Here is a 12,213-nt window from a genome sequence, read left to right as displayed (position 1 = left end):
CGGCCAGGGATGGCCGATGGCGGCGGGCCCACGGAGCAGGACCGGAGCGAGGGCATGCCGAGCCTTAGCGAGGCACCGAACGAAAGGGGCAAGAGCGCTTGGTTACTTGGCGCTCTTCCAAGTGACCCGCTGTAAGAGCGGAACCAATAGCCGCCGTTACCGCAGAAATGGATATGCACACACCCAGCAGCATCACCGCATAAAGCGAACAATCACCACTGCACACCGCTAGTCTCGATCCACTGCTGAATCGACTCCCGCTTCGGCGCCCAGCCCAGCAACACACGAGCATTGACCGCACGCACACGGCTATTCGAACCAATGGCAAAGCGCGCCCAATCCCCCAGCTCGGCAATCGCCTCATCCGCCGGCCAGCTCTGAATCGCCCCGCCAAAACCCAACGACTTGCTGATCGACGTCGCAATCTCGATAAACGAAGCCTCGCCATTCTCGGCAAAGAACAACGAAGCAGAAGGCGCCTTCTCGATAGCCAGACGATACAACTCCGCCAGGTCCTCGATGTGCACGTTGGACCAGCGATGCACCCCGGCCCCCATATAAGCCCCCGCGCCATACTTGCGCGATTGAGCGAACAGTTTCGGCAGTTGATCGCTTTTCGCCGGCACGCCCAACGTCTCGCCATAAATCATGGTCGGGCAGAACACAATGCTGCGAATACCCAGCTCAACGCCGGCATTACGCACCAGCTGATTGATCTCGACCCGGTCCTTGCGGATGTCCATCGGCGTGAACGGCGTTTCATCGGTGAAGATATCCGGGCGTTCATAGGCGCCGCGAGCATCATCACCGACCACGCTCGAACCGGAGGTGTGCAACAGCACTTTTCCGCTGCCGCTCAGGGCGCTGATAAACGTTTCCACCGAAGCACGATGGTCGGAGTTGGCGGCGTTGACCACCGCGTCGGCAGCGCGCGCCTGTTCGCTGAGAATATAAGCATCATCGAGGGTGCCGAGTACCGGGGTGATGCCCAGTGCCTGCAACGCTGCGCGGTGTTCCGGGTTACGCACCAGGCCGCTGACTTCATGGCCCGCATCCACCAGGTATTTGGCCACGGAACCGCCGATGTAACCGGTCACGCCGGTAACGAAAATTTTCAATGGATTATCTCCCTTGCATCTTTGAGTTATGCCCGGCCTCGCATTAAATGGAAGGCGCAGGTATTCCTGGTCAAGGAATCCGGTCACGATACGATCCACTCTGTATATGAGCTAGACTGCTAGAACTACAAGTATCTGTGAATCAAGTTCATGCTAACGATCAAAGACATCAACCGCTCCGGCGAGATGGAAGTGTTCACCCGGGTCGTCAACGCAGGCACCTTCTCTGAAGCCGCACGACGCCTGGACATGTCGCCCTCGGCGGTCAGCAAACTGATTGCGCGCCTTGAGGCGCGCTTGGGTGCGCGCTTGTTGCATCGTTCGACGCGGCGTCTGGAGCTCACGGCGGAAGGCGAGCGGTTCAACAACGAATGCCTGCGGATTCTTGAACTGATCGATTCCGCCGAGCGAGATATCGCCAACGTGACCCGGCCCAGCGGGCTGATTCAGGTCAACGCCAACTTGCCGTTCGGTCTGCATTGCCTGTTGCCGCTGCTACCGGATTTTCTTGCGGCCTACCCGGACATCACGCTGAACGTCGAGCTGACCGACACCGTGGTGGACCTGCTGGAGCGCCGCGCGGATGTCGCGATCCGCACCGGCCCGATGAGAGAGTCGAGCCTGGTCCAGCGACGCCTGGGTGAAAGCCGCAAGATCACCGTGGCCTCACCGGGTTACCTCGCCCGCTGGGGGCAGCCGAAAACCCTGGAGGAGTTGCAGCGGCATAACCGCCTCAGTTTTGGTTTTCATCGCCATTCCCAGGCCTGGGTTTTTCGCGGCGCTGACGGTCAACGCATCGAGATCGAGCCCAAGGGCAATGTCCTGCTCAGTGACGGCGAGAGCATGCGTCAGTCGGCGCTGGCCGGATTAGGGATCGCCCGGCTGGCGAATTTCCACATCAGCGCCGACATCGAAGCGGGGCGCCTGGTACCGGTGCTGGAGGCATTCGACAGTGGTGAAACCGAAGCGATTCACGCCGTGTTCATCGGCCCGGGACAGCAATTGCCCCATCGCGTACGGGTGTTCATTGATTTCCTGCTGGAGCGAATCGGGCCGCAGTTGACCTCGCCCTGATTGCAACACAACCCCGCGGTTTCGGTTTTTTGCTGAATCAGTCTTCAGCAACCCTTGAAAGTCTTCACGCCAGGCCTGGGGCATGATTGTTCATATAACAACAAACCAGGGCTGTTCATGGACTATCAACTGACTGGAAAAACCGCGCTGATCACCGGCGGCGCGACGGGGATCGGCAAGGCCATCGCCCAGCGTTTCATCCTTGAAGGCGCCAACGTGGTCATCAGCGGGCTGCTGGCGGAAGAGGTCGACGCAGCCGTCGCAGAACTGGGTGAACGCAGCAAAGGCCTGGTGGCAGACTTGACCCAGGAAGGCGCGGCGGAACGTCTGGTGGCCTTGGCCCTTGAGTCCGGGCCGATCGATTTCCTGATCAACAATGTCGGCATCTTCGAGGTCCGGGACTTTTTCGAAACGGACGACGCCCAGTGGTTTCATTACTTCAACGTCAATGTCATGAGCGGTGTGCGCATGACGCGGCTGGTCATGAAGCAGATGCTCGAACGCGGGCACGGTTCGATTGTGTTTATCAGCAGTGAATCCGCGGTCAAGCCGCAGCCGTGGATGGTTCATTACGGCGCGATGAAAACCTGCCTGCTGGGGATTTCCAGAGCGTTGGCCGAACTCACCAAAGGCACCGCCGTGCGGGTCAACTCGATCCTGCCGGGGCCGACCTACACTGAGGCGGTCAAGCGTTACCACCGCGAAATCGCTGCCGAGAAAGGCATCACCCCGCAGCAGGTGGTCCACGATTACTTTGACGATACCGAACCGACGTCGTTGATCCGGCGCATGATCGAGCCTGAAGAAGTGGCCTGCAGCGTGCTGCACCTGGCGGCGTCACCGGCGCTCAATGGCATGGCCATGCGCGTCGAGGGCGGCACCATTCGCTCGATACTATAAGGGGTCGCATCCCTGCGAACCGGTACACGTTAAAGCAGCGGAATGCTGTAGTTCACGATCAAACGGTTCTGATCCTGATCACGGCTCGCTTCGCTGTTGGACTTGCCGTTGCGCCAGCCAAACCCGACTCCTTTGAGCGCGCCGGATTGAATCGTGTAGTCCAGGCCGAAATCCCGTTCCCATTCCTTCTGGGTGTCGCCGGTGACGGTCTTGATGTTATCGCCGCTGAGGTAGATGACCGAAGCCTTCAAACCAGGCACACCCACACCGGCAAAGTCATACGCATACTGACCGAAAGACGTGCGTTCGCCCGCGCGGGTGAAGGTCTGGATCAGGCGGTCGGTGTACAGGTACAGGCTGGCGCCGCCGGCACCTTTATCGGGCAGGTTGCCCTGGCTGAGCTGGGTGAAGTTGCTACCGCTGGAAACGCTTTGATAACCGGCGGTGAGTGCATGGGCACCGACGGTGTAGATCAGTGCGGCGCTCCAGGTCCGGTTGTCGATTTCGCCATCGGCGCCTTCGGTGTAGCCGCTGATTCGGTAGCCTGAGGTGCCCGAACTGTTGGCACCGGACGAATCGGTCTTGAAGTAGCGCAGGTCGGTTTTCAGCGATTGATTGTCCGAGATCGCCAGCGTGTGCAACAGGCCGAAAAACTGCTGGGTGTAATAGTTATCGAGGTTGGCGTAGTAATACTGGGCGGTCAGGTCCTTGGTGATTTTCCAGTCGCCGCCAGCGAAGTCGAATGCGTTGCTTTCGCGGGTGCCGCCGGTGGCCGCCAGGCCTGTCCGGTCGCTTGAGCCACGGCCCGTCGCATGTTCGATGCGACCACCTGTGAGGGTCAGGTCCTTGAACTCGCTGGAAGTGATCTGGCCGCCGTCGAATGTCTGTGGCAGCAGGCGCCCGTCGTTGGACACCAGGATCGGCAGTTTCGGCATCAGCGTGCCCAGGCGCAGCTCGGTTTTCGAGACTTTGACCTTGCCGGTCAACCCCAGCCGGCTCCATTCATCGACCGCGCTGTTGTCGCTGTCCGACGGAATCATGCTGCTGCCGACGTGGCGTCCTTTGCCGCTGTCCAGCGTGATCCCCATCAGCCCGAGCGCATCGACACCAAAGCCGACCATGCCATCGGTGTAACCCGACTTGAAGTCGAGCATGAAACCCTGCGCCCATTCCTCGGTTTTCGACGGCGCGGCCGGGCCGTCGCGGTTGTCGTTGTTGAAGTAGAAATTCCTCATCCCCAGGGTTGCCTTGCTGTCACTCAGGAAGTCGGCGTGGGCCTGGGTGCTCAGTGCAATGGCGCCCAGCGCCAGGGTTACAACGGTGTTCTTGTTGCTCATGTAAATCGCCCCTTTTTTTGTAGTTTTTGAATTCAGGAGGGTGGCTCCCGCCGTGACAGGCGGGAGCGTGATGCCTGGATCAGATACCCAGCACGTTGGCGCCGATGCATGGGTCAATGCCGCGCTCAAGGCGACGCTGGTGGACGATCACGGTGATTTCCATCGAGCCGGTGGTGACTTCGAAGTCGAGGATGTGGCCGCCATACGCCTGGAACGTGGCGTCACCGGCCACGCCGTGCATATGGATCGAAGGCTGATCGTTTTTCCAGGCGACCGAGCCGGTGATGCTCGCCATCTCGACACCGTTCAAGAGCTTGGCGTCGAAGTCCTTCTTGTCCTTGTTCCAGAAACCGAACTTGACGTTGCCGAAGCCGATACCGGTGATGGACGCGCTGGGGATCTTCTCGGCGATGGCCAGTTTGGTCAGCTCCTTGAACGCGTTGTCGCCCGTGCGCAGGACCATGAGGTAACCGGTGGGGGTTTTGGTGTAGCGCGGTGTGGCTTCAGTGGGGCATTGCATGGGCGCGGTCGTCGCGGTGGGGGTGGTTTCGGCAAAGGCCAATTGAGCACCTGCAATGTTGATCATCACGGCGGCGGACACGGCCAGCATCAGTTTGCACAGGTGTTGTTTCGGGTGACGTTGGACTTGCATGAGACTTCCTCTGTTTTTGTTGTTGTGTGGGTGTTGCGGTTTTCGGGACGAGCGAATCCGACGCCTGTAGTTCAACAGGCGCGGAAGTTGTCGCTAAACGTGGTTGTTAGTTGAAGCCGTGTGACTTACAGCGCATCGCGGCTGCTGACGCCGTCAACCAGTCGGGCGATGCTCAGCGGGTTGCTGTTTTTCAGGGCTTCCGGCAACAGGCTGTCGGGGCAATTCTGGTAACACACCGGCCGCAGGAAACGATCGATCGCCAAGGTTCCGACCGAGGTGCCGCGTGCATCCGACGTCGCCGGGTAAGGGCCGCCATGCACCATGGCGTCGCAGACTTCCACGCCAGTGGGATAACCGTTGAACAGCACGCGCCCGACTTTCTGTTCCAGCAGGGCCAGTACATCGCCGAGGGTATCGAGCTCCGAATCCTCGGTAATCAGCGTGGCGGTCAACTGCCCGCGCAAACCGTGCAATGCCTGCATCAACTCGGTGTGGTCGGCGACTTCAACGACGAGGGTGGTCGGGCCGAACACTTCTTCCTGAAGCAACTCATCGCCATTGATCAGCAGGCTCGCATCGGCCTTGAACACTTGTGGCCGTGCCTGATTGCCCTGTTGCTCGCTGCCGGCCAGGTGTGTGATGCCGGGGTGAGCGCGCAGGTTGTCGAGGCCATGGCAATAGCTTTTCAAGGCGCCGGCGTTGAGCATCGTTTGCGCCGGTTGTTCGCTCATCAATCCGGTAAACCGGTCGAGGAAAGCCGTGAATTCCGCCGAACGAATGCCCAGCACCAAACCGGGGTTGGTGCAGAACTGGCCCGCACCCAACACCACGGAAGCGCTCAGCTCGGCGGCGATTTTTTCACCGCGAGCCTTGAGTGCTTCGGGCATCAGCAACACCGGGTTGATGCTGCTCATCTCGGCGAACACCGGGATCGGCTGAGGGCGCGCCGCCGCCATGTCACACAAGGCGCGACCGCCACGCAACGAACCGGTGAAGCCGACCGCCTGAATGGCCGGATGCTTGACCAGCGCTTCGCCGACGCTGCCGTAGAGCAGGTTGAACACGCCTGCGGGCATTCCGGTTTTGCGCGCTGCACGGGTGATCGCATCGGCGACGTAATCGGCAGTTGCCATGTGGCCGCTGTGGGCCTTGAACACCACCGGGCAACCGGCGGCGAGGGCGGAAGCGGTGTCGCCGCCGGCAGTGGAGAAGGCCAGCGGAAAGTTGCTGGCGCCGAACACGGCGACCGGACCGAGCCCGGTGCGGTACTGACGCAGGTCGGGACGCGGCAGTGGCTGACGGTCCGGCAGCGCACGGTCGATGCGCGCACCGTAGAAATCACCCCGGCGCAGCATCGTGGCGAACAGGCGCATCTGGCCGCTGGTGCGTGCCCGTTCACCTTGAATGCGCCCGGCGGGCAGGGCGGTTTCCTGGCACACCAGGGCGATGAACGTGTCATCCAGTGCATCGAGTTCTGCGGCGATGGCATCGAGGAACCCGGCGCGGCGGGCGGCTGACAGGTTACGGAAAGTCGGGTACGCCGTGGCCGCGGCTTCTGCAGCGGCATTCACTTCCTCGGTTGTCGCCTGATGGAAGCGATAGGGCAGTGCTTCGCCAGTGCTGGCGTCGTGGCTTTGCAGGGTGCTCGTGCCGTTGGCCGAGCGCGTGCCGGCGATGTAGTTGTGGCCTGAAACTTCAAACATGTTGGACTCCTGATGAGCTGTTCAAATCGGGTCAAGCGAGCCGGTAGATGCGTCGGGCGTTGTCATGAAACAGCGCAAGCCGATCTTCGAGAGAGCGGTCCCGGACAATGGTTTTGAAACCGTCGAACACTTCGCTGAGGCTGTTCACTACGCCATCGACCGGGTAATTGCTGGCAAACGCGCAGCGGCTGACGTCGAAAATCGATATCGCGTCGTTCACCACCACGCGGTTCGCCTCGATCGGCCACGCCTTGCCGGGAATGCAGATGCCGGAAATCTTCAGCACGACGTTCGGTTCCCGTGCCAGCAGGGCGAGGTTTTCACGCCAACCGGCCAGACCTTCTTCGGAGCGGTCGGCGGGCAGTGCGGTGTGATTGACCACGATGGACACGTCGGGAAAATCCCGGGCCAGCTCGGCGGCTTCCGGCAGATGCCACCATGGCGCCTGCAATTCGAAGTGCAGGCCGTTTTCGGCCAGTTGTGCGTATCCCTCGCGCCAGCGCGGATCGCGCATAGAACCGGGGGCGACAAAATCTTCGCGCCAGGCTTCACGGCTGGTCACTGTCGGTTTGTGGCGTATGCCGCGCACCAATGGGTGATCGCCGTACAGGCGCAGCAGATCAAAAGCGTCTTCACGATCCAGCCAGGCCTGCGCGACCATGGCGCCCAGGGCGGACTCGGTTTTCGCCAGCGATTCGACAAACCGCACTTCATCGGCCGGTGTCGCCGGGTCCCACTCACCCTCGATCACGACCGTCTGCACCACGTGATGGCGGCCGGTCAGCCGGTGATAGTCGGCCGGCAGGAAATTGCGGCAGATCGACGAGTAGTCGCCATAACGAAACGGTCGCAACGGGCGGTCGTTCAGCCATGGGTAGTAATGGATTTCGATATCGAAATAGTGTTGATGCGCGTCGACGATGGGCAAATCCGCATCGTCGCCGCTGGCCAGAAAACGTGCGCGCCAGTCGATGGCCGACAGGTTATCCATGCTGCTCCTCCAATCGATAAAAGCGTCGAGCGTTGCCGGCGAACACCGCTTCCTGCACCGCACGGCCCATGGGGGCGAGCATCGCGGCCATGCCATCGGCAATCGTGTCGTAGGAAGCGCGCAGCCCGGCCACCGGAAAATTGCTGGCGAACATGCAGCGCTCGGGGCCGAAGATTTCCAGCGCGGTCAGGACCACAATCCGGTTGTCGTCATAATTCCAGGGCGAATCTTTAAGCCCGAACTCCGACAGCTTGATGTGCACGTTCGGCTGCAAGGCCAACGCTTCCAGGCCCTTGCGCCAGCGCGCCATGCCTTGTGGGCTGCGGTCCCAGGCGAAACCGGTGTGGTTGAGCGCAATGCGGATCTGCGGAAACATCGCCGCCACTTCCGCCGCTTCGACCAGGTGCCACGGCGGCACCCGCAAGTCCCACGACAGATCGTGCTCGGCCAGCCGCGAAAAGCCTTCCAGCCAGTTCGGGTCCTGCATGGTGCCCTTGGCCCCGGCCACCGATACGTCCGGCGATGCCGAGGTCACCGGTTTCGAACGGATGCCTTTCACCAGCGGCCTGGCGGCTTGAGCGGCGAGAATCTCTGCACTGTCTTCGCGATCGAACCAGGCATGGGCAACGATGGCATTCGGGAAGCCGTAGCGGGCGTTCACCTGTTCCAGCCAGCGTGTCTCGGCGACTTGCTCGTCGCGCGCACGCTCGGCCTCGACGTGCACCGTGCCGACCAAGCGTTGATTTTCGGTCAGGGCGAGGAACTGTTCCGGCAGGAAATCACGGCACAGGCTGTGATAGTCGCCGAGGAAGAATTCCTCGTGATACTCGTCCTGCAACCACGGATAGCGCCCGTTGCCCAGGTCCCACAAATGGTGATGGGCATCGACGACCGGCAGCGCATCCCCGGCCGTCAGGTTCGGCATGCCGTTGCGTTCGTGAAGGGTGATCATGACGGCGACCCTGACTCAGCGCGACGCGGAGAATTGCGAAGGGCTGAGCACGCCGTCTTCGACGTCGCCGGCAGCCGCTGCCTCGGCTTTGGCCTGGACGCGGCTGCGCAGTTTGGCGACGTTCACCACCACGCGGGTATGCGCCGCTGTCGCCACCAGCTCGACGTCATCACGCACCTCGACATTGAAGGTGACGCTGCGACCTTCGATGCGAGTGACCGTGGCGGCAATGTTCACCGACATGCCCAGCAGCGTGGCGCCAACGTGACGGATATCGACCGCCGCCCCCACAGTGTTTTCACCCTCGTCGAGGAAGGTCAGCAGGTAATCGAGGCAAGTCTGTTCAATGTCGTCGACCAGGCGTGGCGTGGCGTAGATGCGCAAGTCTTCGCCCAGAAAAGAAATGGTGCGTTGTTTGTCGACGATCAGTGGGCGCTCGGTGGCGGAGCCTGGGTGCAGAGTGGAGAAATTCATAAAAAACCTCGTGTTTGAGTGCTGACAGTCAAAGGTTGATTCAGGCAGACGGCAGGAAACCGATGGAAATCCATGGCACGGCGATCAGCACCGCCAGTGCCACGACCAGGGCGCCGAGATACGGCCAGACCCGGCGCATGGCGCCACTTGGATCAACCTTGGCGATGGCGCACGCGGCGTAGAAACCGACGCCGAATGGCGGGGCGAACAAGCCCAGGCCCATGGCGAAGATCGCGACCATGGCGTAATGCACGTCGTTGATGCCCATGGCTTTGGCAATCGGGAACAGCAGCGGGCCGAACAGCACGATGGCCGGGATGCCTTCCAGGAAGCTGCCGAGCAGGATGAACGCCACGGCGGAGATGATCAGGAAGCCCATCGCGCCCCCCGGAACGGTCGCCATCACTTGCGCCAATTGGTGCGAGAAGCCCGACTGGGTCAGCGCCCAGGCCATGGCGGTGGCGCTGCCGATGATGATCAGGATCGCGCCGGACAACGACGCGGTGCTGACCAGAATCGGATACAAGCGGCGCCAGTCGAAGCAGCGGTAGCACAGCAGACCGACGATGAAGGTGTAGGCCACACCGATGGCGGCGACTTCGGTCGCGGTGGCGACCCCTTCGACCACCGCAGTGCGGATCACGAAGGGCAGGGCCAGCGCAGGGATCGCGAGCAGCAGCGAGTGGCCGATTTCCTTGCCCGAGGCGCGTTTCCCGGTAGAGGCCTCGCCTTTGCGGTTCTTCCACCAGATGACGGCTGCCATCGCAATCGCGCCCACCACCGCCGGCATGAAACCGCCGGTGAACAGTGCGGAAATCGACACGCCGGTCACCGAGCCGATGGTAATCAGCACCAGGCTTGGCGGAATGGTTTCCGACATCGCCCCGGAAGCGTTAAGCATCGCCACCAGTTCGTTTTCGTCCTCGCCGCGCTTCTTCATTTCCGGAAACAGCGCCGGGGCGATGGCGGCCATGTCGGCCGCTTTCGAGCCGGAAATACCGGAGATCAGGTAAATGGCGCCGATCAGCACATACGACAAACCGCCACGCACATGGCCGATCAGCGAGCACAGGAAACGGATCATCGCCCGCGCCATGCCCATGGCTTCGATCAGTGCACCCAAAAACACGAACAGCGGGATGGCCAGCAGGATCAGGCTCGCCATGCCTTCGTCCATCCGCCCGACCACGAGCGTGAGTGGTGTGCTGGTCATGGTCGACAGGTACGCCACCGTGGCCAGGCCGAACGCGACCATGATGGGGACGCCGATGACGATCATCGCCATCACGCCGACCATGAAGAAAATCACCAGGTTCCAGTTGCCCATCAGCAACATCGAGCCTTCGGCCACCCACAACAACGCGCCGAGGGACGCGAGCATCGCCACGGAGACGGAGAAGTCGATCAACCGTGCGCTGGTCAACAGCCGGGCGACGCAGGTCATCAACATCAGGCTCAGGCCGACGGCGATGGCGGACACACGAAAGGCGTTGGGGATTTCGAGGGCGGCGGTGGTGATGATCCACTCGTCGCTGACGTACTCCCAGGCCGGGGTAAACAGCAGCCCGATGAAGGTGATGACGATCACCGCGCCCAGGGTGTCGATGAACGCCCGTTTTTCCACGGGCAGCCGCGAGATGAACGAGGTCAGGCGCATGTGCTCGCCGCGTCGCATCGCCACCACCGAACCGAGCATCGCCAGCCACAGGAACAGCAGCGAAGCCAGTTCGTCGCCCCAGACAATCGGCTGGTTGAGCACATAACGCGAGAACACGTTGCAGAACAGCAGCGTGACTTCGATGACCACCAGCAACGCCGCGCTGCCCTCGGTCAGCCAGCGCAGACCGGTGTCCAGCGCGCGGCCAAGACGAAACGTGGTTTGGTGTGGGCTGAGTCCTTCAGCGGGAGCAACATCCGTCATTGGCAGTTCATTTTTCATGACTTTGTCTCCGGCTTAGGACAGTTGACCCGCGTATTGCTCAAGCAAGCTCCAGGCTTCCGGGCCGTACTTATCCTTCCATTGGGTGTAGAAGCCTTTCGATTGCAGGTCTGTCCTGAACAGTGTGCGGTCGACTTTGTTGAAGGTGATGCCGTGGGCGGTCAGCGACGGCTCCAGGCTGGAGTTGAGGTCGATCACCTGTTGGCGCTGAACCAGCGCGGCGGCATTGATCTGCCGGGAGACGATTTCCTGCACGTCCACCGGCAGTTTCGGGAAGGTCTTGCCCGAGGCGACGATCCAGAAACCGCCCCAGATGTGGTCGGTCATCGAGCAATATTTCTGCACTTCATAGAAACGTGCGGACTCGACCACCACCAGCGGGTTTTCCTGGCCGTCGACCACTTTGGTCTGCAAGGCCGAGTAGGTTTCGTTGATGCTGATGCCGGTCGGCGAGGCGCCCAGGGCGCTGAACATCGACGTCCACAGCGGGCTGACCAAGACGCGCAGTTTGAAGCCGGCGAGGTCTTGCGGCGTGTTGATCGGTCGCGTCGAACTGGTGATCTGGCGGAAGCCGTTGTTCCAGACTTTTTCCATCGGGATCAGGCCGACCTTCTCGGTCTTGGCGCGCACGTATTCGCCCAGCTTGCCGTCCAGCGCGGCCCAGACACTGTCGTAGTCCTTGAACGCAAACGGCATGCTTTCAATCGACATGGCCGGCACCAGCGTCGAGAGAATCGCACCCGGCAGTGGAATGAAATCGATTGCCCCGGCGCGCACCTGGGACAGCATGTCGGTGTCGCCGCCCATGGCGCCGTTGGCGTACACCTGCAAGTCCACTGCACCGTTGGTTTCGGCCTTGATCGCCAGCGAGGCGGCCTTCATCTGTTGGTTCAGCGGATGGGTGTCGGGCAGGCTGCTGGTGTAGCGCAGCACGATGGGTTTGGTCGCGGCGAAGACGCTGGAAGGCAGCAGGTTGGCGGCAAATGCGCCACCCACGGTGACGCCGGCAGACACTAGGAAGGATCGGCGGCTGACGGACTCGGTCAAGATACGGCTCATGATGTTCACCTATT

Annotated in this window: 11 protein-coding genes; 2 read left to right on the top strand and 9 right to left on the bottom strand. The window is 61.4% G+C overall.

Annotation, left to right across the window (positions count from 1 at the left end; translation table 11 throughout):
* Nucleotides 1–212: 212 nt before the first annotated feature.
* Nucleotides 213–1,118 (bottom strand): NAD-dependent epimerase/dehydratase family protein, encoded by a 906-nt coding sequence (locus tag ACM6IO_RS21400; RefSeq protein ID WP_008035828.1) that lies wholly within the window; start codon nucleotides 1,116–1,118, stop codon nucleotides 213–215.
* A 150-nt stretch (nucleotides 1,119–1,268) separates the two neighbouring features.
* Between ACM6IO_RS21400 and ACM6IO_RS21395 the strand changes: the two genes are divergently transcribed.
* Nucleotides 1,269–2,192 carry a LysR family transcriptional regulator gene (locus ACM6IO_RS21395; RefSeq protein WP_008043103.1) on the top strand — a complete coding sequence of 308 codons (924 nt, stop codon included), beginning with the start codon at nucleotides 1,269–1,271 and terminating at the stop codon, nucleotides 2,190–2,192.
* Nucleotides 2,193–2,309: 117 nt separating this feature from the next.
* Nucleotides 2,310–3,092 carry an SDR family NAD(P)-dependent oxidoreductase gene (locus ACM6IO_RS21390; protein WP_008043101.1) on the top strand — a complete coding sequence of 261 codons (783 nt, stop codon included), beginning with the start codon at nucleotides 2,310–2,312 and terminating at the stop codon, nucleotides 3,090–3,092.
* A gap of 29 nt (nucleotides 3,093–3,121) precedes the next feature.
* Here the strand turns inward: ACM6IO_RS21390 and ACM6IO_RS21385 are convergent, their stop codons facing one another.
* From ACM6IO_RS21385 to ACM6IO_RS21350, 8 genes are all read right to left on the bottom strand, one after another.
* Entirely contained in the window at nucleotides 3,122–4,429 is a 1,308-nt protein-coding gene (locus ACM6IO_RS21385) for an OprD family porin (protein WP_207284624.1), read from the bottom strand.
* A 79-nt stretch (nucleotides 4,430–4,508) separates the two neighbouring features.
* Nucleotides 4,509–5,081, bottom strand: coding sequence for a PPC domain-containing DNA-binding protein (locus tag ACM6IO_RS21380; protein ID WP_192228380.1), 573 nt, complete (start codon nucleotides 5,079–5,081; stop codon nucleotides 4,509–4,511).
* Between the two features lie 125 nt (nucleotides 5,082–5,206).
* Nucleotides 5,207–6,784, bottom strand: a complete 1,578-nt coding sequence (locus tag ACM6IO_RS21375) for an aldehyde dehydrogenase (NADP(+)) (RefSeq protein WP_414912187.1) — start codon at nucleotides 6,782–6,784, stop codon at nucleotides 5,207–5,209.
* 31 nt (nucleotides 6,785–6,815) lie between these two features.
* On the bottom strand, nucleotides 6,816–7,775 hold the full coding sequence (locus ACM6IO_RS21370; protein ID WP_414912186.1) for an amidohydrolase family protein: 960 nt from the start codon (nucleotides 7,773–7,775) through the stop codon (nucleotides 6,816–6,818).
* Entirely contained in the window at nucleotides 7,768–8,727 is a 960-nt protein-coding gene (locus tag ACM6IO_RS21365; RefSeq protein ID WP_414912185.1) for an amidohydrolase family protein, read from the bottom strand. The genes ACM6IO_RS21370 and ACM6IO_RS21365 overlap by 8 nt, the downstream gene beginning before the upstream one ends.
* Nucleotides 8,728–8,742: 15 nt before the next feature.
* Complete coding sequence (locus ACM6IO_RS21360) at nucleotides 8,743–9,201, bottom strand: thioesterase family protein (RefSeq protein ID WP_223435158.1); 459 nt, start codon at nucleotides 9,199–9,201, stop codon at nucleotides 8,743–8,745.
* A gap of 40 nt (nucleotides 9,202–9,241) precedes the next feature.
* Entirely contained in the window at nucleotides 9,242–11,140 is a 1,899-nt protein-coding gene (locus tag ACM6IO_RS21355) for a TRAP transporter large permease subunit (RefSeq protein ID WP_008033807.1), read from the bottom strand.
* A 15-nt stretch (nucleotides 11,141–11,155) separates the two neighbouring features.
* Nucleotides 11,156–12,199 (bottom strand): TRAP transporter substrate-binding protein, encoded by a 1,044-nt coding sequence (locus tag ACM6IO_RS21350; protein ID WP_414912184.1) that lies wholly within the window; start codon nucleotides 12,197–12,199, stop codon nucleotides 11,156–11,158.
* Nucleotides 12,200–12,213 lie beyond the last annotated feature (14 nt).

Source organism: Pseudomonas sp. IT-P44, from assembly GCF_949768225.1.
Classification (GTDB): domain Bacteria; phylum Pseudomonadota; class Gammaproteobacteria; order Pseudomonadales; family Pseudomonadaceae; genus Aquipseudomonas; species Aquipseudomonas migulae.
Note: the sequence above shows the minus strand (reverse complement) of the source record. Positions and strands in the feature narration are given on the sequence as shown.